Genomic DNA, 23,772 nt, shown 5'->3' with positions numbered 1-23,772 from the left:
GGTATAAATGCTATTCAATTTTAGTTTATCTTACTTTATGTGAGCAAACTACCTCAACCACTATTAACCTAAGCTTAGGATGATGAGTTAATAATGAACTTTTTTATTCTTGCTCATTAAATCGTTGGTCGATGAGTTCACCTATTGCGCTAAGTGCAGGCTCAGCGTCGGGGCCTTCACATACTACCTTAACTTCTTTGCCTTGACTGCTTTCGAGTAACATAAGTGCTAATACACTGTCGCCAGCGGCTTGTTTATCGTCTTGAAATAACGTGATTGAGGCATCAAATTGCACAGAAAGCTGTGCCAGTACAGTGGCCGCTCTGGCATGCAGGCCTAACTTGTTTTTTATTAAAAATGTGTTTTCTAACCGCATTAATATTCTCTCAAGCTTTATTCTTGTTCTCGATGGCGAATTTTTACATTAGGATGACTCATTGCAAAGCTTTCACCTATAGTTTGCGCTAAATAAACTGAGCGGTGTTGCCCTCCGGTACAGCCTATAGCTATGGTCAAATAGCTGCGGTTATTTCGTTCTAAATGCGGCAGCCATGTTTGCACAAATGTTTGAATTTGCCATGTAAATTTTTGTACTATGCTGTGGCTGGCTAGGTAGTCTTTTACTGGTTGATCTAACCCTGTGAGTGGCTTAAGTTCAGGCTCCCAATGCGGGTTTGGTAAAAAGCGAGCGTCAAATACATAATCTGCTTCTTTGGGTATACCGTGCTTAAAACCAAATGACTCAAAGGTAATGATCAGTTGTTTGTCTTTTTTACCGAGTATTTTTTCACGAATAGATTCAGCCAGCTGATGCACACTTAAATCCGTAGTATCAATCATATAATCGGCACGGTTAATGAGTACATCAAGGAGTTGTTTTTCTTTTTTTATTGCTAAATCAAGTGGCAGTGAATCAATAGAAAGAGGATGAAGACGCCGTGTTTCTGAAAAACGTTTAATTAAGGTTTGATCGTCACTGTCTAAATAAAACACCGTTGGCTTAGTGAAACCAGGTAAATATTCAATGATTTCATTAAACTGTTGCTGCTCTTTAGGTAAATTACGCACATCAACACTTACGGCTATTTTGTTGTAGCTGTCGGAAACACTACGAACAAGAGATGGCAATAAATTTAAAGGAATATTATCTACACAATAATAACCTAAATCCTCAACAACACGCAGCGCAACAGATTTACCAGAACCTGAGCGACCACTTATAATTATTAATTCCATTTATCACCCTTAATTGTTACTACGGTTGACTTACAATTACTTGATACAGCTCATTGTCGGATTTTGCTGCTCGTAATTGCTTACAAAATTCTTTATCATTGAGCTTATCAGCAATCGTGGCTAGCGTCTTCAAATGCTGCTGATTATCGCCATCGGGAACAATTAACGCGACAAAAATGTCAACCGGCCGGTTATCAATCGCATCAAAATTAATAGCTGTTTCGCTCACTAAAATCAAAGCAAGGGGCTCTTGAGCTCCACTCATGCGACCATGTGGAATAGCAATGCCTCGGCCAATGCCTGTACTTCCAAGCTTTTCTCTTGCAGTTAATGCATTAAGAATATCTTGTTGTGTTAAATAGGGCAGCTTATTGTGAGCCAATTCACTGATAAATTCTAAAATTCTTTTTTTACTATTAAAAAGGACCGCAGCTTTACTGCAGTCCTGACAGATAAGTGAGCTTAGTTTCATAGTGTTAGTGTCGAGCAAGTTTCTCTTTGTGTTTAATTACTTGACGATCTAGCTTGTCAATGAGCGAGTCTATAGCGGCATACATATCTTGATGCTCAGTAGAGGCAAAAATCTCAGCGCCACTTACATGAACGGTTGCTTCAGCTTTTTGGTTTAGTTTTTCTACATCGAGAATAACGTGCACATTCGTTATGTGATCAGTGTGCCTCTGTAACTTCGAAAATTTACTATTTACGTAGTCTCTAAGCGAGTCGGTAATATCTACATGGCGACCAGTTAAATTCAGTTGCATAAACATTTTCCTCTTTGTTGTACGCCTTAAATCAAACTTTTACGTTGATTAGACGGGGGAATAGCTAGAGATTCGCGATATTTTGCTATAGTTCTCCTCGCTACTTTAATTCCTTGCTCTGCCAATATATCTGCAATTTTACTATCACTCAATGGTTTAGCTGAGTTTTCTGCAGCGATTAATTTTTTAATTAATGCACGTATTGCTGTTGATGAACATTCGCCACCATTTTCAGTACTTACATGGCTTGAAAAGAAATATTTAAGCTCAAAAATGCCACGTGGTGTATGCATGTATTTTTGCGTAGTAACACGCGATATAGTCGACTCATGCATTTCCACCATTTCAGCCACATCGTTAAGCACCATAGGCTTCATAGCCTCAGGACCGTGTTCAAAAAAGGCCTGTTGCTGTTGCACAATACAGTTGGTTACTTTAAGTAGCGTGTCATTTCTACTTTCTAAGCTTTTTATAAACCATTTAGCCTCTTGTAAGTGCGAGCGAATAAACTGGCTATCACCACTTGATTTAACCGTACGCGACATAGCTGCATATTGGCTATTTACTCTGATCTTAGGCATGCTATCTGGGTTTAATTCAACTACCCAACGACCTTTAACTTTCTTAACCGACACATCAGGAATAACGTATTCAGACTCTTCTCTAACAATAGTGTCTGCCGGTTTTGGGCTGAGCGTATGAATCAACGTCATGATTTCTTTAAGCTCATCTTCTTTAAGCTTTGTTTTTTTCATCAACGTGCGATAGTCACGTGCAGCAAGTAAATCAATATGATCGGTTAAGATCATTTTTGTTTCGTTTAAAAAAGGTGTGTCTTTATCAAATTGATTTAGCTGAATACACAAGCACTCTTGTAAACTACGCGCGGCTATTCCCACTGGATCAAATAGTTGAATACGCTTTAGTACCGCTTCTATTTCGTCAAGTTCAACTTCATCTTCGCCGTCGTTTTCTTGGTTAAAGCTTTCTAATATTTCTTCACAGCCAAGGGTTAGAATCCCTGAGTCGTCCACAGCTTCTACAATTGCAATAGCTATCGCTTCATCGGTAGGACTAAACGGCGTCAGTTGAAGTTGCCACATTAAATACTCATGCAGCGTTTCAGTCGAAGAGCCTTGATAAATAGATTCATCTTCTGGCATTGGGCCCGATGAAGAGGCAGGCGCAGCGCTCATATATTCATCCCAAGTAACATCCATAGCCATATCATCGCTAATGGTGTCTTTGGTCATTGCTTCGCCGCTATCTTGCTCATACTCGCTAGGTTTATCGTCAGCTGAGGCACTTAGCGTTAAGTCATCGTTATCGGCTTTTTGTTCGTTTTTACCTGCAGTGTCTTCGCTGTAATCGTGTTCTTCAACTTCAAGCAAGGGGTTGCTATCGAGCGCTTCTTGAATTTCTTGCTGGAGATCCAATGTACTGAGTTGCAATAAGCGAATTGCTTGTTGCAACTGTGGAGTCATTGTAAGTTGCTGGCCCATGCGCAGCTGTAATGATTGCCTCATTTATCTCTAACAATCCTTTTAAATTACGGTCTGTTGACCTTTACGGATTAAAATTTGTTCAAACTAGGGGCGGTTTAATTGCGGCGCGAGGTTTGTAACCTAGTGGGCTAAGTCAAAACCGAGCAAAGCTTCCGCGTCCTGCTCACGCTCCTTACCTACATCCATGTAGGCAACAAAGAGTAAATCGTCCCTAGGCAGAACCCGAAGGGCAGCGCCTGTTTGGCATTGATGCTGCGTTATCGCCTATTTATGGGGAATACCACACCACATAGGCTCTGCCTTGCCTAAATACCAAACAGACTGCTGCAAATTCAACCTTGAAAGGTCAACAGACCTAAGTATGATTAATCTTAGCAGATGCTTAGTGGAATAACACACATATTAGAGCTTGAACTGCTCGCCCAAATAAACATCGCGTACTGTTTTATCGTTTAATACGTATTCAGGAGTGCCTGATGCAATTAACTCCCCATGAGAAACTATGTAGGCTTTTTCACAAACATCAAGTGTTTCGCGCACGTTATGGTCTGTAATAAGTACGCCAATGCCACGGTTTTTAAGATGCTCTATAATCTTTTTAATATCTAATACTGAGATAGGATCAACCCCCGCAAAGGGTTCGTCTAAAAGGATAAATTTAGGGTTTGCTGCTAATGCTCGCGCAATTTCAACGCGGCGACGTTCACCACCTGATAAGGCCATACCTTGGCTGTCACGAATATGCTGAATGCTAAATTCATCAAGTAAATTATTTAAGGTATCTTCGCGTTGTTGTTTGTTTAATTCTTTACGTGTTTCTAAGATAGCCATTAAGTTTTGATAAACAGTCAGCTTTCTAAAAATAGACGACTCTTGCGGTAGATAACCAATCCCTAAACGCGCTCGGCTGTGCATCGGTAATAAAGTAATATCTTTATCATCAATTGATATTTTGCCTTTATCGCTAGGGACAAGGCCTACAATCATATAAAAAGTGGTGGTTTTACCTGCACCATTAGGGCCAAGTAACCCCACAATACTGCCAGCTTCAACCTCTAGGCCAACGTTTTTTACAACTTCACGACCTTTGTAGCTTTTAGCTAATAGCTCTGCTTTTAATGTGCTCATGGTTGGCCTTTATCATCTTCTTTTTTATTTTCAACAGGCACTAAAATAGTGTGTACACGGTCTGTTGAGTTTTCGTCTTTTTCTGCGCTAATTAACTGCTGCTCGATATCGTAAGTGATACTTTTAGCTGTTATTTTTTGACCTGCTTGAGCAATGCTTGCATCGCCGATTAAGGTTAAAAAACGCAGCGACACATCGTAACGCACTTCATTCGCACTGGCGCTCATTATGGTGCCATCGGCTTGTGTTTCTTCAAAATATGCAGGGCTGCCTGTGGCAATTAATAACTGTTTGTTATCGCCTAGGTCATCGCGTTTATGCACTTCTAAACGGTCAGCTGTGATACGGCGATTACCATGAATAATTTCAACATTTTTCTCAAAAATGCCTACGTTTTCTTTTAATTGACCTTCCTGCCTGTCAGCACTAATTGAGATTTGATTAGCCGCAGGAGCTTCAGTGGTTTCCTCTGCATGGCTATGAAATGCAATCAGTAATGAAGGAACAATTAGAATTTTAAATAGGTTATTGGTCATAATATAGGGTTCGCGTATGGTTAATAAGTTTAATCACCTCGGTTTTTAAATCGGCCTCAAGGCCTTTACCTGTGATTTTTAAATTAGGTCCTGTAATAACGACAGGCTGCTGTGATTGCATGGTTAATAGTTTTATATCAACATTGATGGTCTGGGCGGTGATCGTATCGATCATGGCGTTATCTACTAAGTTTTGAGCGGTTACATTACCCTCTAACACCAGTTGACGGTCGTCGTATAGGGTGGCTTCATCGGCGTTAATACGCCATGTTTGCTGCTCGTTGTATAAAGTGAATATAGGCTTTTCAAAAAAGGTAAAACCGAGTTGTTGATACAACTCCATTTTTACCGCAGTTACCTTATGGCTCACTTTACCTTGTTCATTATAAGCCGTTTGTTTTAGCTCAATAGCGGTATAATCAGGCTTAGCAATAACTTGTGTTTCTTCGCTTGCAGTAATATCAACCTTAGTAAAATAAGGATACCAGAGCCAAACCATACAGCTTATGAATAAAACGCTCAGTATAATGCGCGCTACATTCATGAACTCGTTCCTTGGCTAGTTAATGGCTTGTTATTTTCGAGCATAAGTAAGTCTGTCAGCTCTCTTACCGCACCAAAACCGCCGGGCAGTTGGGTTACATAATGTGATAAACGTTTAATAAGTGGATGAGCATCGTTTACGGCAACCGCAAAACCGACTTGCTCCATTACTGGCATGTCTGGGCCATCATCACCTATATAAGCAATTTGCTCATCGCTAAGCGCTAATTTTTGTTTTAATTCTTGATAGGCTATGAGCTTGTCTTCTTGGCCTTGATATATATGTTGTACGGTTAAACTGCTCATTCGCTGCTGCACTATATGAGAATGGCGCCCAGTGATTACGGCGACTTCAAAACCGCTGTTAATCAGGGCTTTGATACCAAATCCGTCTTTGGTGTTAAATGCTTTGAGTTCTTCACCTTGGTTTCCAAGATAAATACGTCCATCAGAAAATACACCATCAATATCACAAATTAATAGCTTTACTTTTTTTGCGCGCGCCTTTGCATCATCACTTAGCGGTTGATAGAGATCTTCAAATTGCATTTATAGCACTCCGGCTTTAAGTAAGTCTTGCATATTTAGTGCGCCAATCGGTTGATTATGCTCATTAATTACAATTAAACCATTAATACGTTTTTGTTCCATAATATTTAACGCTTCAGCCGCGAGCATCTCTTGGGTGGCTGTAGTACACGACTTGGTCATCACAACATTAATTTCAGTGCTATGAATGTCAATACGTTGCTCTAAAATACGGCGTAAATCGCCATCGGTAAACAGGCCTGATAATTGCTGGTCACTATCAACAATAGCGGTCATGCCGAGTCCTTTGGCCGACATTTCAATTAAGGCATCTTTAATCGTTTGCGTCTCGTTAATGATAGGCGTATCAGCACCACTGTGCATAACATCTTTAAGAGTTAAGAGTAATCGCTTGCCTAAGCTACCACCAGGGTGCGATAGTGCAAAATCATCAGCAGTAAAGCCGCGTGCTTCTAATAATGCCACCGCCATGGCATCACCCATAGCGAGTGTGGCAGTGGTACTTGCAGTAGGTGCTAAGCCCAATGAGCAGGCTTCTTGTTCAACTTTAATACACACATGCACATTTGCCAATGTTGCCATGGTTGAGCCTTGGTTGCCTGTCATGGCAATCATTTTGGCACCAATGCGCTTTAATACTGGAATAATATTAAGTACTTCGCTGGTTTCACCAGAGTTTGAAATGAGGATAACCACGTCATTTGCTGTGATCATTCCTAAATCACCATGGCTTGCTTCACCCGGGTGAACAAAAAATGCGGGGCTGCCGGTACTGGCAAGAGTGGCGGCTATTTTGTTACCAATATGGCCTGATTTACCCATGCCAATAACAATAATACGACCTGAGCAGTCATACATTAATTGACAGGCTTGGTTAAAGCTTTCATTAACGTATTGTGTAATATCGCTGAGTGCTTGGCGTTCAATCTCTAGAACACGTAACCCTTGTTGAATAAAGTTTAGCGTTGCCATGGGCTATCCTACTTGACTAAAAATATAACCTTGGTAAATCATAAATGCGACGATGAGCAAGCCACCTTCTATTCTATTGATACGTCTTTGACCTCTAAAGTTCAATGACATAGCAATTAGCGCCAAGGTTGCGCCAATCATAATAATAACATCACGGTTAGCTACTGATGCGTCAATAACCGATGGATTAATTAATCCTGCCAGCGGTAATACCGCTAAAATATTAAAAATATTCGAACCAACTATGTTACCCAGCGCTAAGTCATCTTCATTTTTAAGTACACCTGCAATTGAAGCTGCAAGTTCAGGTAAGCTGGTGCCTATAGCAATAATGGTCAAACCAATCACCAAGTCACTTAAGCCAAAATATTTTGCGATATCAACGGCTGAGCCAACTAAAAAGTGTGAACTAACCGGCAGTAAAATCATACCCACTACCAGCCAAAAAACAGCTTTTTTGGTTGGTACATTGTCAGGTACTTCGTCACAGGCTTCGCTCACAAACGGATCGTCTTGGTTTTTAGCTCGCAGTGAGACAAAAATAAGTCCGCCAATAAAAACAACAAAGCCAAATAATAAGGCTGCACCTTCAAAAAATGAAAAATAGTTATCTGAAAAAATATACCAAGTTGCAATGGAGACCAGCAGTACCAGTGGAATTTCACGTTTTAACGTACTTGAAGATACTGATAAGGGTCTTAAAAGGGCGGTAATACCTAAAACTAATAAGATGTTAGTGATGTTTGAACCAACTGCATTACCCACGGCAGTATCGGTTTTATTTGCCAAAGCTGCTGAAGCCGATACCATCATTTCAGGCGCTGAAGAGCCCATAGCTACCACGGTTAAACCTACAATTAGCGTTGGCACGCCAAAGTTTTTAGCCAGTGCTGCTGCACCATAAACAAACCTGTCTGCACTCCATACGAGAGCCGCAAAACCAAGAATTAAAATGACAAACGAGGTAACCATTGTGATAAGCCAATTAATGTAAATTCAGATAGCGCGAATAGTAACAAAAGCCACCATAAAAGTATAAATAAAAGAATAAGGTGTAATACATTAGGCGGTTATTTTAAGTATTCTTTGGCGCTTTTTATATGAAATTTTAAGCCAAAGTTAAGGCTGCTTGAATCAATCTTATAACTGTTTTTGCGACACTATTACAAAATCTTACGAATTGTTTTTTCCATATTGGTTAAAAAACCCTTAAAATAGAAATATGAGAGAGTATTGTTATGGAGAGCGACTTGTCGCAATCAATAGTTGAAGTCAAGGATGTTACCTTTTCTAGAGGCGATAGGGTCATATATAAAAATATGAGCTTTGACGTACCTGAGGGTAAAATTACTGCCATTATGGGGCCAAGCGGAATTGGCAAAACCACGATGCTACGCCTAATAGGTGGCCAGCTTAAACCAGACTCCGGTGATATTTTATTTAAAAACGACAGCATTGTCGCTATGTCGCGCAAAGAACTCTACGCGGCACGTAAACGCATGAGTATGTTATTTCAAAGCGGTGCCTTATTTACTGATATGTCGGTGTTCGATAACATTGCATTCCCCATTCGAGAGCACACGCAACTCAGTGAAGATTTAATCCGTTTAGTGGTATTAATGAAACTACAAGCTGTTGGCTTACGTGGTGCTAAAGATTTAATGCCTTCAGAGTTATCTGGCGGTATGGCACGTCGTGCAGCTTTGGCTCGCTCTATAGCGCTTGATCCTGAACTTATTATGTATGATGAGCCTTTTGCAGGACAAGACCCTATTTCAATGGGGGTGTTAGTTAAGCTGATCAAATCTTTAAACGAAGTACTTGGCTTATCTTCTTTAATTGTCACGCACGATGTGACAGAAGTAATGAGTATTGCCGACCACGTTATTATTATTGCTGATCAAGGCGTTATTGGCAGTGGTACGCCAGAGCAGATGCGAGAGCACGAATCACCACTTGTTCAACAGTTTTTAAAAGGGTTATCAGATGGTCCAGTGCCATTTCATTATCCAGCACAAACCTATGCAGATGAACTGTTAGGAGAGCAGCAGTAATGTTGGATTTACTACAAAAAATAGGCCACAAAACGCTGGGCCGATTTGCTGCACTGGGGCGTTCAACCCAAATGCTGGCAAGTGCGTTATGGCATGTACCCAATTTTAAAAAAGGCACACCTTTACTCGTGCGCCAACTTTACATGGTTGGTTCACAATCGCTGTTGATTATTGTTGTGTCGGGATTATTTATCGGCATGGTATTAGCCCTGCAAGGCTATACTGTTTTAGTTGATTATGGCGCTGAAGACAGCCTAGGCCCTTTAGTGGCACTCAGTTTATTACGTGAACTTGGGCCAGTAGTAACCGCATTATTATTTGCCGGTAGGGCAGGCAGTGCGTTAACCGCTGAAATTGGCTTAATGAAAGCCACCGAACAGTTATCATCGCTTGAGATGATGGCCATTGACCCGCTTAGACGAATTATAGCGCCGCGGTTTTGGGCTGGTTTGATTAGTATGCCAATGTTGGCACTTATTTTTTCTGCTGTAGCTATTATTGGTGCTCATTTAGTGGGGGTTGATTGGCTAGGCGTTGATACGGGAAGTTTCTGGTCAATTATGCAATCTCAGGTTTCGTTTGAAAAAGACATACTAAACGGTTTAATTAAAAGTATCGTATTTGCGATTGTTGTTACCTGGATTGCGCTTTACAAAGGGTATGACTGTGTTCCCACATCAGAGGGGATCAGCAAGGCAACAACAGAGACAGTGGTGCACTCATCACTAGCGGTATTAGGTTTTGACTTTATTTTGACAGCGGTAATGTTTACCAGCTAATAGGGTATTAAATAATGAATTCACGGAAATTAGAAATTTTAGTTGGTTTTTTTGTAGCATTGGGCATTTTGGCATTTTCAATGCTGGCGCTCAAAGTGGCTAATTCGGGTATTAGCGGCTCAGGTGAAACCTACGCATTGAACGCCAAGTTTGAAAATATAGGATCATTAAAAACACGTGCACCCATTAAGGTGGGCGGCGTTGTTATTGGTCGTGTAGAGTCAATTTATGTACACCCACAAGAGTTTTTACCAGTAGTAAATATGAGTATTGATGCGCAGTATTTATGTCGTTTTTCAGATACCAGTTCTATCTCAATTTTAACCTCGGGTATTTTAGGTGAGCAATACTTAGGTATTAACCCTGTGATCGCATCAGATTCAGCTAAACAGCGATGCTTAGGCGAAGATGTAGCGAACAGCGAACAAGATCAAGCCATTGACGATTTATTTGGTGTTCAAAGTAAAGCATTAGCCAACGGCGATTCTATTACAGATACCAAGTCAGCATTGGTACTAGAAGAATTAATAGGCCAGTTTTTATTCAACCAAGGTAGTGAGTAATTATTATGTTGAAAACACTTTTAGCAAGTATCGCATTAGTAACTGTCACGCTAGTACAAAGTGTACATGCCGGTGAAGTGAAATTGACTGATCCTAATAAAATGGTACGTCAGGTTGCTGATAATACCTTTGAGCGTATTACCAAAGACCAGCCATTAATAACCACTAACAAAGAGCATTTACGGGTCATCGTTGAAGAAGAACTGATGCCCTACATTGACTACAAATATGCTGCACTGAGAGTGTTAGGTAGCGAAGTATCTAAGGTACGCGCCATTACCGACAAAGCAGAAAAAGCAAAAGCAATTGAAGATATTCAGCGTTTTATTGGCGCGTTTAGAGAGTACCTTGTTGCCACTTATGCTGGCGTTTTTACCCAGTATACTAATCAACAAGTTGAATTTGCTGCCGAGCAGCCTTTTAAAGGCAAAGATGTGGTGATGATAAAAACCAAAATTGTAGAAGCCGGTAAGCCTGATATTAAAATTGATTTTAAAGTACGTGAAGATAGAAGTGGCGAATGGCGCGCTTACGATATGATTGCTGAAGGCATTAGCTTACTTGATGCAAAACAAAGTGAGCTTCAGGGCATTTTACGCCAACAAGGTATTGACCACGTTAGCGACCTGTTAGAGCAAAAAAGTAAGTTACCGGTTCAGTTTAGAGGCAGTGACACAAATGACTAAATTGGCAATCAGCCAAGTCGATGAACAGCATCTACGAGTCAGTGGTGAATTGACTCATAATTCAATTGGCAATGAACGGCTTCTGAACACTAAGCGACAAACTGAGCATAAAACCCTTTATTTTGACCTAAGTGAGGTGACAAGGGTTGACACAGCCGGCTTAGCTTGGTTAATTCACTCTTTTACAGAATTTAAGCAACAAGGCATTCGCCTTGAATTGCAAAACCCACCTGAACAACTGCAAAACCTTATGCAGTTAGGCCAGGTTACAACCCTATTTGAGTGAGAGTTATGGAAACGAGTCAAGTCGAAACATTATTACGCGACGAACTTCAGTTAGCTGAAGTACATGTAAAAGCCAATGGCAGTCATTATGAAGTAATCGCTGTCGGTGAATGCTTTGACGGATTAAGTCGTGTTAAAAAGCAACAGCTAGTGTATGGCCCATTAATGAACACTATTTCAGACGGTACCATTCATGCTGTTTCTATCCGCGCTTTTACTCCGACAGAGTGGAAACGTGAGCAAAAATTCATTTTACCGCAATAAATAAGGCCCCTTAGATGGATCAATTTGTAATTCAAGGTGGCACTTCACTGGCTGGTGAAGTAACTATTTCTGGCGCTAAAAACGCAGCTCTTCCGATTCTATTTGCAGCTTTATTAGCTGATGGCAAAAGTACTTTTACTAACGTACCACATCTTCGCGATATCATTACGACCGAAGCCTTATTAAAAACGTTAGGCGCTGATGTTCAGTGGCAGGGCGATTCACTCATTATTGATGGTGCAACGGTAAATAGCACGTTAGCGCCTTATGACTTAGTAAAGCAAATGCGTGCGTCAGTGCTTGCACTTGGCCCTTTAGTCGCTCGATTTGGTGAGGCACAAGTATCCTTACCTGGTGGCTGTGCTATTGGTGCGCGCCCGGTTGATATTCATATTCAAGGCTTAGAGCGTATGGGCGCTCAAATAACCGTTGAAAACGGTTATATTAATGCCAAAGTAGATGGTCGCTTAAAAGGCGCTGAAGTTTTCATGGAAATGATCAGCGTAGGTGCCACTGAAAACTTACTGATGGCGGCAACGCTCGCCGAGGGTAAAACAGTACTAGAAAATGCTGCCCGCGAGCCAGAAATTATCGATTTAGCCAATTGCTTAATTGCTATGGGCGCTAAAATTACTGGTGCAGGTTCTAGCCGTATTGAGATTGAAGGGGTTGAGCGCCTATCAGGTTGTGAGCACCGCATATTACCGGATCGCATTGAAACGGGTACCTTTTTAGTGGCTGCAGCGATGGCTGGCGGTGAAGTTCTGTGTAAAATGACCGACTTCCATTCACTTGAGCCAGTAATAGAAAAACTACGTGCAACCAATGCGTTACTAGAAGTGCATGAGGATAGTATTTATCTTGATATGCGAGGCCGAGAGCTTAAAGCGGTGAATATTAAAACTATGCCTCATCCTGGTTTTCCAACCGATATGCAAGCGCAGTTTACCGCATTAAATGTGGTGGCTAATGGTAGTGCGACGATTACCGAAACTATTTTTGAAAATCGTTTTATGCATGTGCCTGAGCTACAACGTATGGGCGCTAATATTCGCTTAGAAGGCAATACGGCCTTTTGTGGTGAAACAAAAAGCTTATCGGGTGCGCAAGTAATGGCAACTGACCTTCGTGCATCAGCGAGTCTTATTCTAACGGGGATTGTAGCCCAAGGCGAAACGGTTGTTGATCGTATTTATCATGTAGATAGAGGTTATCAGCGTATTGAAGATAAACTCAGTGCGCTAGGTGCTAACATCAAACGCAAAAGCAATTAGTTATACTAATACAATTATTATTCTAATCCATAAAAAACGCGATGATCTATCGCGTTTTTTTATGTCTAATGCCAAAGTATAAATAAGCGCTTTATAGCTTGGTTTCAAGCTCTGCTACTTTCACCATTATTTTTTGTATTTCACCGTTACGGTAAAGCTCAAATTCAATTTCTTTCCCCGGTTCGGTACTGCCTATTTTTTTCAATACATTTTGTGGATTAGCCACTGAAAGCCCAGCAATTTTAATCACAATATCTTGCTCTTCTATACCCGCCTGCCATGCAGGACCTAAAGGGTCTAGGTTGGTAATACGCATGCCTGCAACGGGCGTTAAGCTATCATTGACCTCTTTACCTGTACTGTCTACCGCTGTGCCTTCAAAGCCCAAATAGCCGCGTACTACACGACCATGGCGAATAAGTTTGCCCATTACCTCTTTTGCCAAGGTGTAAGGCACCGCAAAAAAGATCCCTTGTATATTTAAGTTTTCACGGGTTTTAAACTGGGCAGAGGTGATCCCTACTAAATCGCCATTAGAATTTACCAGTGCACCACCAGAGTTACCTACGTTAATAGCAGCGTCCATTTGCAGTAAGTTATTGTAAGGACTGTCGGTAATTTTTTGCTTACCGGTGGCGCTAATGATCCCCTGAGTAATGGTTTGCCCTAAGTTAAGTGGGTTTCCGATGGCTAACACTAAATCGCCTACACTCGAACTGTAGTTATCGTTAACGGGTATAACAGGCAGGTGATTGGCATTTATTTTTAATAATGCTAAGTCGGTAATAGTATCAAAGCCAATGAGTTGCACATCAAAAAAACGTCTGCCGTCAGTAAGAATAACCAGTATTTGATCGGCATTATTGATCACATGGTAATTAGTCAAAATATAACCGTCAGGTGACATGATCACCCCAGAACCAAGCTCTTGCACCGTATTTTGGCGTTTATAGCGTGGCTCTTTAGAAATGCTTTCTGAAAAAATGGTGACAACCGATGGCGCTGCGCGCTTAACTGCATCAGAAAAGCTCAAATGACTTGCAGTCATTGCACTGGGTAGCGGCACGTTAGGTAGCAATGCAGTGCGCATGTTAGGGCTAAAAAAAACCACTAAAAAAGCAATGCCTAAACCGGCAAATAGAGGAGGAAGTACAAATTTTAGAAGTTTTAGCACGGTATTCTTATTGTTAGTGAGCAATCCCTTTATGATGGCACAAAAAAAATAACAGCGGCAAGTGCCGCTGTTACTTTTATTGTATTATTACTGAATTAATACAAAAATAGACTCACGCCCGCGTTTTACACCTAACACAATATTACCTTGAATATCTTCGATAATTTTGTTCATGTCGCGAATGCTTTCTACTCGTTGACGGTTTACTTGCACAATAACATCGCCTTCTTCAAGGCCTACTCGTGCTGATGGCGAACGAGGGTCGACAGAGGTCACCTCAATCCCTTTCATTTTGTTCTTCTTCACGTTTTCAAGCGTTGCACCTTGGAATGCTGGGTGTAACTCTTCGCCCGCAGCGGTAATGCCTGATGCACCATCAAGGGTTACTTCCACATTTTTAACTTTACCGTCACGGTAAATCCCCAATTGTACTTCGCGGCCTTCACCTAAGGTGGCAATTTTACTGCGTAGTTCATGGAAGCCACTAATTTCACTACCATTAATACTAATAATTACATCGCCTGCTTTAATTCCCGCTTTGCTGGCTGCGGTGTCATCGAGTACCTGCATAACATAAGCCCCTTGTTTAACATCAAGCTGCTGTGCTTTAGCAAGACCTGCATCAAGAGGGCGGCCTGAAATACCTAACGAACCACGGCGTACTTCACCATGCTCTACAATTTGATCAACTAGGTTTTTCATCATATTTGACGGAATAGCAAAGCCAATCCCCACATTTCCGCCTGATGCACCTAAAATAGCGGTATTAATACCAATCAGCTCACCGTTTAAATTAACTAAAGCCCCACCTGAGTTACCTTGGTTTATGGCGGCATCGGTTTGAATGAAATCTTCGTAACCCTCAATATTTAAGCCACTGCGGCCTAATGCGCTAACAATACCTGAGGTAACCGTGTGGCTTAAACCAAAAGGGTTACCAATAGCTACAGCAAAATCACCGACACGTAAGTCATCTGAGTTAGCTAGCTTTACTGCGGTTAATTCATCTGCGTCTATTTGTAGTAGCGCAATATCAGACTCTTTATCGCTACCAATTTTTGTTGCTTCATATTCGCGGCCATCTTCAAGGGTGACCACCATTTTTTCAGCGTCTTGCACTACATGGTTGTTAGTAACCACATAACCTTTGTCAGCATCAATAATAACTCCTGAGCCTAAACCACTAAACTGGCGCTTTTGGCTACGTGGCTGCGGGTTGCCAAAAAAGAAATCGAGCGGGTCACCGCGTCGGCGAACCTCTTTAGAGCCTGAAACCTGAATACTCACTACACCTGGGGTAATTTGCTCAAGCATAGGGGCAAGTGTTGGTAATTGTTGACCATTAACGGCAACCGGCAATTTAGCAAACGAGGCGGTTGGACTTAGTAATAAGCTAGTAGATAAAATAGCAGCACTGATAAGTGATAATTTCATTTTCATAGTCAGGGTTTACTCCACTTAAAAAGCAAAAGGCTGCAATAAGCAGCCTCAAAAAAGTATATCAGTAAGATAAAACAACAAAGCTGTTATATCTAAAGACTATGGGGTCAAAAAAAAGTTCATCAAGATGCTTTAGAAGTATTCACATCACCAGCAAATAATCCTGATTTACCCGACACATAATCAGCTGGTTGAGCATCGGCGTTTGAGCGATCTGAACTACGCTCTTTTAATGACGCTTGTAACTGCTCTGTGGTTTCTTTAGAGAAAAACGGTTCAGCAGGGGCTTTATTTCTGTCTTCAAGTAATAGTTGATTGGTTTCTTCAACATGGCTTAATAACTGGTCGTAGTTTTCTTTCATTTTGTTTACTAACTTACCAGTGTTCGCTAAATGATCGGCAACATCTTGACGATACTGCTCAAGCGAATGCTTAGCTTGCTCTGCTTGTTGCTCTAACTCATCTTGTTTAAATTGTTTTTTAGTGACAAAGGCACCAACGAAAAATGCAGCAATAGCAACCACTATCACTAAACCTACCCATGTAAATGTACCCATAAATTCACCTCTATGCGAAAATAACTAAAAAAATTTAGTTCAATAATAATTCATACTAAGTCTAATATACCCTGAGTATTGATGCGTGTTAATATGCTTTGCAAATTAAACTGTGTTTTAACTGTAAATAGATATGACTCCTTGGCAAACATACCAGCAAGACCTTCAACGCGATGACTTTGTACATGACGCAGCACAAGAAAATGCAGTTCGTCATTTACAGCGTTTATACGACGATTTAACACAAGCAAAACCACAATCTAAAGGCTTTTTTGCAAAGCTTTTTAATAAAGCAGAGCCAGCTCCCATTAAAGGTTTATACTTTTGGGGTGGCGTAGGCCGTGGTAAAACTTACCTTGTTGATACTTTTTACGAAGCTTTACCGAGCGATAGAAAAATGCGAGTGCATTTTCACCGCTTTATGCACCGAGTACACGACGAGCTTAAAAAGTTAAACAACACAGCAAACCCATTAGAAACAGTTGCCGATATTTTTAAAGCAGAAACAGACATAATTTGTTTTGATGAGTTTTTTGTACAAGACATTACCGATGCCATGCTGCTCGGTGGTTTAATGGAAGCGCTATTTGCTCGTGGTATTGTGTTAGTTGCAACCTCTAATATTATACCTGATGATTTATACCGCAATGGCTTACAACGCGCTCGTTTTTTACCGGCTATTGCCTTAGTGAATAAGCATACTGAAATAGTTAATGTAGATTCCGGTGTTGATTACCGGTTACGTACACTGGAACAAGCAGAAATTTTTCACAGCCCGCTTGATGAGCAAGCTGATAAAAACCTATTTGAATACTTTGATAAGCTCTCCCCTGAGGCCGGTAAACTAGACACCCCAATTGAAATAGAAGGGCGGATGATCAAAACCCGCAAGGTGTCTGATTGCATCGTTATGTTTGAATTTAGCGAACTGTGTGAAACCGCGCGTAGCCAAGTGGATTACATGGAAATAAGCCGATTATATAACACGGTGATTTTATCAAACGTAAAACAGCTTGGACAAAATAATGATGATGCAGCAAGGCGTTTTATTGCGTTGGTAGATGAGTTTTATGAGCGTAACGTTACCTTAATTATCTCTGCAGAAAAACCCATTACCGAGCTCTATACACAAGGCAATTTAAACTTTGAATTTAAACGCTGTATTAGTCGCCTGCAAGAAATGCAATCGTTAGAATATTTAGCCCGAGAGCATTTAGCTTAAAATACGAAGGTTAGCGGGCGACGGGCTGCGAGTTGATATTACGTAGCAGCGAGTTTACCTCGCGTAAATTTGGTTATTTACAAATAAAAAACCTTGCGATGTTAACCACAAGGTTTTTTTATTTCTCGAACCTATCTCATAGTAACAAACTCTTCCGACCCTGTTGGGTGTAATGCGACAACCGCATCAAAATCGGCTTTAGTCGCGCCCATTTTCATGGCGACAGCAAAGCCCTGAATCATTTCATCAACGGTGAAACCGATACCGTGTAAGCCCACAACTTTTTCATCATCGCCTGCACACACAAGCATCATGTTACATGCTTGGCGATGCTGAGTAACTGCGGTGTACATAGCCGCAAAGCTTGATTTATATACTTTTACATTTTCTTCGCCGTACTGAGAAATCGCCTCTTGTTCAGTTAAGCCAATGGTGCCGATAGGTGGATGGCTAAATACCACGGTTGGTACTAGGCTGTAGTCCATTTTTAAATCGTTCGGCAATTCTTTATTAAATAAACGCTCCGATAGAGTACGACCCGCTTTTACAGCAACTGGTGTAAGCTCAATACCATTTTCGATAATATCACCCACAGCGTATACATTTTTAGCCGTGGTGTTTTGGTATTCATCTACTTTTACATAGCCGCTTTCGTTTACTTCTACGCCTGCTGCAGCAAGGTTAATTTTATCGGTTGTAGGTGTTCGACCAATCGCCCAAATAACCTGATCAACATTTTCGCTGTAACCGTTTTCAAAATGAATAGTTAAGCTGCCATCAGCCTCTTTTATCACCTCTTTTGGTGAACACTCAGTGTGCAGTGTTGGGCCTTCTTTTGCCATAATATCAACCAGTGTGTCGATAATGTATGGGTCAAAGGTGCGCAGCGGCTTGCTCTTACGAACAAATAAATGGGTTTGTGTCCCTAGGCTGTGCAGCACACCTGCAATTTCTACGGCAATATAACCGGCACCAACAACAGCAACACGCTTAGGTTGTTCGTTCAGCTCAAAAAAGCCGTTTGAATCAATACCGTGTTCAGCACCTGGAATATTAGGAATAGTAGGGCGTCCGCCTACGGCAACTAAAATGTGATCAGCAGTGTAATGCTCACCATTTACTTCAACGGTTTTACTATTCACAAACTTTGCAAAGCCTTTGATCACAGTTACGCCATTTTTAGCTAAACCATTATCATAGCCTTTGTGAATGCGGCCAATATAGGCTTCACGGCTTTCTACTAGCTTTGACCAGTCAAAGCCTTTAACTTCAACATCAAAACCGTAATCAGGAGCATAAAGATTAATTGCTTCAGCAACTTGAGCGCCATGCCACATTACTTTTTTAGGAACACACCCTACGTTTACGCAGGTGCCACCCATGTGTTTAGCTTCAATTAATGCTACTTTTGCGCCACGCATTGCTGCACGGTTAGCTGATGCAATACCACCACTACCGCCACCAATTGCAATGTAATCAAAATGCTGAGCCATGTTTAATCCTCTAAATATTAATTTAACTTTTCTGTGCCGATGATAGCATATGCGATGAGCAAGTCACTTGTTCGGGGCTGCTAAAATCTATCAAACATCCTTCATCAAACGAAAGATATGCTATTTCAGATCAAGCTGCTAGGTGATCATTTACAGATACACACTCGTTAACTAGTAAAGCAGGTTTGCCCTTGTATTTACGTATTTTGCCCCAACTTAAATTTTTATATTTTGCATAAACCGAGAATCACTATGACCAATGCACATACTAATCCCCTAATCGGGCTTGAAGGTTTACCGCCTTTTTCAAAAATAAAGCCAGAGCATGTTGTCCCGGCACTAAAAAAAGGTATTGAGCACTGTCGCAGTGCAATTGATGATGTATTAGCAAAGCAATCATACACATGGGAAGATTTAGTATTACCCCTTGAAGAAGCTGACGATAAACTATCGCGATTGTTTTCACCGGTATCGCATTTGAACTCAGTAATGAATAATGATGAACTTCGCGAAGCCTACGAGCAATGTTTACCGCTTATTTCTGAATACTCGACTTTTGTTGGTCAGCACCAAGGTTTGTATGAGGCTTACAACGCACTTTATAACAGTGACGAATTTAAAACACTCACTACTGCCCAGCAAAAAACCATTACTAACGCATTACGTGACTTTAAGCTTTCAGGTATTGCGTTAAATCCTGAGCAACAAAAACGCTACGGTGAAATTAGTGCGCGTTTATCAGAGCTTGCCTCAAAATTTGGTAATAATGTGATGGATGCCACGCTTGCATGGCATAAGCATATTACCGATGAAAGCCAATTGGCTGGTTTACCAGAATCAGCGCTTGCATTAGCGGCCGATACGGCAAAAAGTAAAGACTTAGACGGCTGGGTATTTACCCTAGATTTCCCTTCTTATTTGCCGATTATGACCTATGCAGATAATCGTGAACTTCGCAAAGAAACATACACCGCGTTTTCTACCCGTGCATCCGATCAAGGCCCTAATGCGGGAGAGTTTGATAACTCTGCGATCATGAGTGAAGAGTTGGCACTGCGTCATGAGTTAGCACAATTACTTGGCTTTAATAACTACGCTGAAAAATCGTTGGCTACAAAAATGGCAGAATCACCTGCACAGGTATTTTCATTTTTAGAAGACTTAGCTGCTAAATCTAAACCACAAGCAGAGCAAGAACTTAAAGAGCTGCAACTATATGCAGAGCAAAAGCATGGTATTAGTGAACTGCAGGCGTGGGATTTTGGTTATTACAGTGAAAAACTAAAGCAAGAAAAGTACGCGATTTCAGATGAAGTCCTTCGCCCGTACTTCCCAGCAAATAAAGTACTGAGTGGCTTATTTGAAACGGTTAATCGCCTATTTGGCATTACTGTAAAAGAAGTCGCTGATTTTGAGAGCTACCATAAAGATGTACGCTTTTTTGAAATTTATGACAGCAATAACACTTTACGTGGTCGTTTTTACTTAGATTTGTATGCGCGCGATCACAAGCGTGGTGGTGCGTGGATGGATGACTGTATGGGTCGTAAAGTGCACGCTAATGGTGAACTTCAAACACCAGTTGCTTACCTGGTGTGTAATTTTAATAAAGCGATTGGCGATAAGCCTGCTTTGTTTACCCATAATGAAGTAACCACACTGTTTCATGAGTTTGGTCACGGCATTCATCATATGCTTACCCAAGTAGATGCAGCCCCCGTTGCCGGTATTAATGGTGTGGCATGGGATGCCGTTGAGTTGCCAAGTCAGTTTTTAGAAAACTGGTGTTACGAGGAAGAAGCGCTTAGCTTTATCTCAGGTCATTTCGAAACCGGTGAGCCACTACCTAAAGAGTTGCTTGATAAACTACTTGCGGCTAAAAATTATAACTCAGGTATGCAAATGTTAAGACAACTTGAGTTCTCGTTATTTGATTTTAAAATCCACCACGATTACGTGGCAGACAAACCATGTAACATTCAAGCTGTGCTTGATGATGTACGCAGTCGTACCTCAGTCATTAAGCCGCCAGCGTTTAATCGTTTTCAGCATGGCTTTAGTCATATTTTTGCGGGCGGTTATAGTGCAGGTTATTACTCGTACAAATGGGCTGAAGTACTTTCGGCAGACGCCTATTCTAAATTTGAAGAAGAGGGGATTTTTAATCCACAAACAGGCCAAGCGTTTATGCAGCACATTCTTGAAAAAGGCGGCAGCGAAGAGCCGATGACATTGTTTAAAAACTTCCGTGGTCGTGAGCCAAGTGTAGACGCACTACTACGCCACAGTGGCATTGCCGCTTAGGGTCTGTTGACCTTTGCGGATTAAAATATAATTACAAAAGCGCCCCAGTGGCGCTTTTTTATTACCTAAAGCACAGTGTTGTTAAAGAATATTTTGAATAAATTTTAGTAGTTTCAACATAGCGTACTATGCTTTGAACAAAGTACTAAAAGGGACTAACGCATGGCAAAGTTAATACTGGCAATTGATGACGATAAATTAATGCACCATATTATTGAAGAGTCTTTAGCTGGGTTTTGTAAAGTGATCCATGCCAAAAATGGTGAAGATGGCATAAGACAAGCAAACAAGTATAACCCTGATATTATTTTGCTTGATGTTGAAATGCCGGGTATGTCTGGTTATGAGGTCTGCCAAAGTATTAAACAAAATAAAGCCACAACAGATATTCCGGTAATGTTTTTATCATCCAAAGTGGGGCAGGCTGAACGTATTAAAGGGTTTAGTGTTGGCGGGGCTGACTACATTTTAAAGCCTTTTAACGCACAGGAGCTGATGGCACGCATTAAAATTCTTTACCAGTACCGCAAGCAATGCGCAGCACTGCAGTATGATATAGCAAAGGCCAATAAAACAGCTGAAATGGCGATGATTGAAACCGGTGACATGGGACGCATTATGCGCTTTGTTTGTCAAAGCTACCATGCTGATAACTTAGAACTATTAAGTGAATACTTTTTAGGCTTTTTTACGCCATTACACCTCAATGTCGTGGTTGTTTTTTGGCAAAATAACCAGGGAGTGTTTTATAGCCAAGAGACGGGCGTATGCCCATTAGAGCAAGAGCTACTCATGCAGCATAAAAATGCAGAGCGCTTTGTTGATATTGGTCATAGTACTATTATTAATTACCCTAATATTTCACTGTTAATTAAAAATATGCCAATGGATACGCCATCACTGTATGGTCGCTATAAAGATTTATTTCCGCATATTTTAGAAGTAACTAACGAAAAAGTAGTTACTATACAGCAGCACCAATATCGACTGATGCACGACAATGAATTAACAACCGCATTTACAGACATTGTCGCACAGCTAAAAAATCAAAATGCGATGCAAAGCAATGCGATTAGCCAGCTTACAGAGCAGCTCGAGCAACTCCAATCGTTAATGCAAACACAAAATGACTTACCAGCTTCGCAGCTCAATGAGCAAATAACTGAGCTTAGCCATACATCACAGCAGCTGGTTGCAACCACTAATGATTTAGCCTTTATTAAGCACCAACTAAAAACAACTACTCAACAGCGTGATGACTTAATTACTCAAACACAACTAAGTAAACAACAAGCGCAGCCAGAATCTGAGAGTGAAAATAACGATATTGAGTTGTTTTAAACTATACACCTTGCGAACTTCGTATATTGCTACTGTTTGGGTATAATAGCGGTGAAATTTATCATCGGAGTGTGAAGTGGTTATACAGTGTGCGTTTAAAGAGTGTCGGCCATATTTGAATGAGTTAGAAACACGCTTTGGGCTTGCTCAATGGGCGGAGCAAAGTAGTGGCTTTAGTTTGCATTACGATGATAAAGGGCTAAGCCTATATAAAACTGATGAGCCTAAACTAGGTGCAATTAACGTAGACTTTGTAACTGGTGCTGTTGCACATAGGCGTAAATTTGGTGGTGGTAAAGGGCAATCAATTGCTAAAGCCGTTGGTCTTAATAAGGGCGCAACGCCAGTGGTACTCGATGCAACCGCAGGGCTTGGACGCGACGGTTTTGTGTTAGCCTCACTAGGCTGTAAAGTAATTTTACATGAGCGCCACCCCGTGGTTGCTGCACTGTTATATGATGGCTTACAACGTGCTTATAACGATAGTGAAATTGGCCCATGGATGCAGCAAAATATGAGTCTTATCTTTGGCTCAAGCCATACCTTACTTGCCCAATGTAACAGCATGCCTGATGTGGTTTACCTTGATCCTATGTTTCCGCACCGTGAAAAATCAGCATTGGTTAAAAAAGAAATGCGGGTATTCCAAGAATTAGTAGGTGGCGATACCGACGCCGATGATTTACTCGAGTTTGCCTACCCCCTTGCCAGCAAACGTGTGGTGGTTAAACGCCCCGATTACGCACCATTTTTAAATGATAAAACTCCAAGCATGCAAATCAAAACTAAAAAGAACCGCTTTGATGTATATGTAAAAGCCGCGATGATTTAGGTTAAAGAACAGTTTTTAGTCTTCAGCTGTCAGTTGTCAGCAAAAGATTAAGCCAAGTACGGTGTTTGGGTTAAACGTAGGCGGGGCTTTACGCCGCGCAGGTAGTTTGACATGTTGTGAAAGTGCGCGAGGTAAACTCTCGCCTATAATATAAAAACTGGGCTTGCATAAGGCTCGGTGTTGTATTTTACTACCTGACCGCTGACCGCTGACCGCTGACCGCTGACCGCTGACCGCTGACCGCTGACCGCTGACCGCTGACCGCTGACCG

26 protein-coding genes are annotated in these 23,772 nt (G+C 41.2%); 11 read left to right on the top strand and 15 right to left on the bottom strand.

Annotated features, from left to right (window positions below; translation table 11 throughout):
- Positions 1–103: 103 nt before the first annotated feature.
- From AAEY57_RS11155 to AAEY57_RS11105, 11 genes are all read right to left on the bottom strand, one after another.
- Positions 104–376: an HPr family phosphocarrier protein gene (locus tag AAEY57_RS11155; RefSeq protein WP_350607866.1), complete on the bottom strand. Its 273-nt coding sequence runs from the start codon at positions 374–376 to the stop codon at positions 104–106.
- A gap of 17 nt (positions 377–393) precedes the next feature.
- On the bottom strand, positions 394–1,236 hold the full coding sequence (rapZ, locus tag AAEY57_RS11150) for an RNase adapter RapZ (RefSeq protein WP_010390558.1): 843 nt from the start codon (positions 1,234–1,236) through the stop codon (positions 394–396).
- 19 nt (positions 1,237–1,255) lie between these two features.
- Positions 1,256–1,708, bottom strand: a complete 453-nt coding sequence (ptsN, locus tag AAEY57_RS11145; RefSeq protein WP_033104262.1) for a PTS IIA-like nitrogen regulatory protein PtsN — start codon at positions 1,706–1,708, stop codon at positions 1,256–1,258.
- A gap of 4 nt (positions 1,709–1,712) precedes the next feature.
- On the bottom strand, positions 1,713–2,000 hold the full coding sequence (gene hpf / locus AAEY57_RS11140; protein ID WP_010390562.1) for a ribosome hibernation promoting factor: 288 nt from the start codon (positions 1,998–2,000) through the stop codon (positions 1,713–1,715).
- Between the two features lie 26 nt (positions 2,001–2,026).
- Positions 2,027–3,526, bottom strand: coding sequence for an RNA polymerase factor sigma-54 (locus tag AAEY57_RS11135; protein ID WP_350607865.1), 1,500 nt, complete (start codon positions 3,524–3,526; stop codon positions 2,027–2,029).
- Positions 3,527–3,907: 381 nt separating this feature from the next.
- Complete coding sequence (gene lptB, locus AAEY57_RS11130) at positions 3,908–4,633, bottom strand: LPS export ABC transporter ATP-binding protein (protein ID WP_013463982.1); 726 nt, start codon at positions 4,631–4,633, stop codon at positions 3,908–3,910.
- Complete coding sequence (gene lptA / locus AAEY57_RS11125) at positions 4,630–5,169, bottom strand: lipopolysaccharide transport periplasmic protein LptA (RefSeq protein ID WP_033104261.1); 540 nt, start codon at positions 5,167–5,169, stop codon at positions 4,630–4,632. The genes lptB and lptA overlap by 4 nt, the downstream gene beginning before the upstream one ends.
- Positions 5,159–5,713 (bottom strand): LPS export ABC transporter periplasmic protein LptC, encoded by a 555-nt coding sequence (gene lptC, locus AAEY57_RS11120; RefSeq protein ID WP_024601343.1) that lies wholly within the window; start codon positions 5,711–5,713, stop codon positions 5,159–5,161. Before lptC ends, lptA begins: the two co-directional genes overlap by 11 nt.
- A complete protein-coding gene (kdsC, locus tag AAEY57_RS11115; protein ID WP_013463985.1) occupies positions 5,710–6,261 on the bottom strand; it encodes a 3-deoxy-manno-octulosonate-8-phosphatase KdsC in 552 nt (183 codons plus the stop codon). Before kdsC ends, lptC begins: the two co-directional genes overlap by 4 nt.
- Entirely contained in the window at positions 6,262–7,233 is a 972-nt protein-coding gene (locus AAEY57_RS11110; protein WP_016900276.1) for a KpsF/GutQ family sugar-phosphate isomerase, read from the bottom strand.
- 3 nt (positions 7,234–7,236) lie between these two features.
- A complete protein-coding gene (locus AAEY57_RS11105; protein WP_033104260.1) occupies positions 7,237–8,205 on the bottom strand; it encodes a calcium/sodium antiporter in 969 nt (322 codons plus the stop codon).
- Between the two features lie 266 nt (positions 8,206–8,471).
- Here AAEY57_RS11105 and AAEY57_RS11100 point away from each other — a divergent pair, with 266 nt between their 5' ends.
- The 7 genes from AAEY57_RS11100 to murA are packed head-to-tail and all read left to right on the top strand — an operon-like array spanning position 8,472 to position 13,138.
- The gene (locus tag AAEY57_RS11100; RefSeq protein ID WP_013463988.1) at positions 8,472–9,287 is read left to right on the top strand and encodes an ATP-binding cassette domain-containing protein; all 816 of its coding nucleotides are present in this window, start codon (positions 8,472–8,474) and stop codon (positions 9,285–9,287) included.
- Positions 9,287–10,066, top strand: coding sequence for a lipid asymmetry maintenance ABC transporter permease subunit MlaE (mlaE, locus tag AAEY57_RS11095; protein WP_013463989.1), 780 nt, complete (start codon positions 9,287–9,289; stop codon positions 10,064–10,066). The genes AAEY57_RS11100 and mlaE overlap by 1 nt, the downstream gene beginning before the upstream one ends.
- A 14-nt stretch (positions 10,067–10,080) precedes the next feature.
- Positions 10,081–10,629 carry an outer membrane lipid asymmetry maintenance protein MlaD gene (gene mlaD / locus AAEY57_RS11090; RefSeq protein ID WP_138764941.1) on the top strand — a complete coding sequence of 183 codons (549 nt, stop codon included), beginning with the start codon at positions 10,081–10,083 and terminating at the stop codon, positions 10,627–10,629.
- Between the two features lie 5 nt (positions 10,630–10,634).
- Complete coding sequence (locus tag AAEY57_RS11085) at positions 10,635–11,315, top strand: MlaC/ttg2D family ABC transporter substrate-binding protein (protein WP_138764942.1); 681 nt, start codon at positions 10,635–10,637, stop codon at positions 11,313–11,315.
- Complete coding sequence (locus tag AAEY57_RS11080; protein WP_008465119.1) at positions 11,308–11,601, top strand: STAS domain-containing protein; 294 nt, start codon at positions 11,308–11,310, stop codon at positions 11,599–11,601. Before AAEY57_RS11085 ends, AAEY57_RS11080 begins: the two co-directional genes overlap by 8 nt.
- Positions 11,602–11,606: 5 nt before the next feature.
- Positions 11,607–11,864 carry a BolA family protein gene (locus AAEY57_RS11075; protein ID WP_007378312.1) on the top strand — a complete coding sequence of 86 codons (258 nt, stop codon included), beginning with the start codon at positions 11,607–11,609 and terminating at the stop codon, positions 11,862–11,864.
- A 14-nt stretch (positions 11,865–11,878) separates the two neighbouring features.
- On the top strand, positions 11,879–13,138 hold the full coding sequence (gene murA / locus AAEY57_RS11070; protein WP_138764943.1) for a UDP-N-acetylglucosamine 1-carboxyvinyltransferase: 1,260 nt from the start codon (positions 11,879–11,881) through the stop codon (positions 13,136–13,138).
- A 91-nt stretch (positions 13,139–13,229) separates the two neighbouring features.
- Here the strand turns inward: murA and AAEY57_RS11065 are convergent, their stop codons facing one another.
- From AAEY57_RS11065 to AAEY57_RS11055, 3 genes are all read right to left on the bottom strand, one after another.
- Positions 13,230–14,312 carry a trypsin-like peptidase domain-containing protein gene (locus AAEY57_RS11065; protein ID WP_013463993.1) on the bottom strand — a complete coding sequence of 361 codons (1,083 nt, stop codon included), beginning with the start codon at positions 14,310–14,312 and terminating at the stop codon, positions 13,230–13,232.
- 87 nt (positions 14,313–14,399) lie between these two features.
- Positions 14,400–15,752, bottom strand: coding sequence for a Do family serine endopeptidase (locus tag AAEY57_RS11060; protein ID WP_138764944.1), 1,353 nt, complete (start codon positions 15,750–15,752; stop codon positions 14,400–14,402).
- A 122-nt stretch (positions 15,753–15,874) separates the two neighbouring features.
- A complete protein-coding gene (locus AAEY57_RS11055) occupies positions 15,875–16,309 on the bottom strand; it encodes a Z-ring associated ZapG family protein (protein WP_008115546.1) in 435 nt (144 codons plus the stop codon).
- Between the two features lie 133 nt (positions 16,310–16,442).
- Between AAEY57_RS11055 and zapE the strand changes: the two genes are divergently transcribed.
- A complete protein-coding gene (gene zapE, locus AAEY57_RS11050; RefSeq protein WP_350607864.1) occupies positions 16,443–17,531 on the top strand; it encodes a cell division protein ZapE in 1,089 nt (362 codons plus the stop codon).
- A gap of 131 nt (positions 17,532–17,662) precedes the next feature.
- Here the strand turns inward: zapE and gorA are convergent, their stop codons facing one another.
- Entirely contained in the window at positions 17,663–19,024 is a 1,362-nt protein-coding gene (gene gorA / locus AAEY57_RS11045) for a glutathione-disulfide reductase (protein ID WP_138764945.1), read from the bottom strand.
- 252 nt (positions 19,025–19,276) lie between these two features.
- Between gorA and prlC the strand changes: the two genes are divergently transcribed.
- The 3 genes from prlC (at position 19,277) to AAEY57_RS11030 (ending at position 23,501) form a co-directional block, all read left to right on the top strand.
- The gene (prlC, locus tag AAEY57_RS11040; protein WP_350607863.1) at positions 19,277–21,328 is read left to right on the top strand and encodes an oligopeptidase A; all 2,052 of its coding nucleotides are present in this window, start codon (positions 19,277–19,279) and stop codon (positions 21,326–21,328) included.
- Between the two features lie 162 nt (positions 21,329–21,490).
- A complete protein-coding gene (locus tag AAEY57_RS11035) occupies positions 21,491–22,669 on the top strand; it encodes a response regulator (protein ID WP_024601624.1) in 1,179 nt (392 codons plus the stop codon).
- Between the two features lie 76 nt (positions 22,670–22,745).
- A complete protein-coding gene (locus AAEY57_RS11030) occupies positions 22,746–23,501 on the top strand; it encodes a class I SAM-dependent methyltransferase (protein WP_138764947.1) in 756 nt (251 codons plus the stop codon).
- The last annotated feature ends 271 nt before the right edge of the window (positions 23,502–23,772 follow it).

The sequence above is a fragment of the Pseudoalteromonas sp. MER144-MNA-CIBAN-0113 genome, from assembly GCF_040308965.1.
GTDB classification, from domain to species: Bacteria; Pseudomonadota; Gammaproteobacteria; order Enterobacterales; family Alteromonadaceae; genus Pseudoalteromonas; species Pseudoalteromonas tetraodonis.
This window is presented reverse-complemented; position numbering and strand designations above follow the sequence as displayed.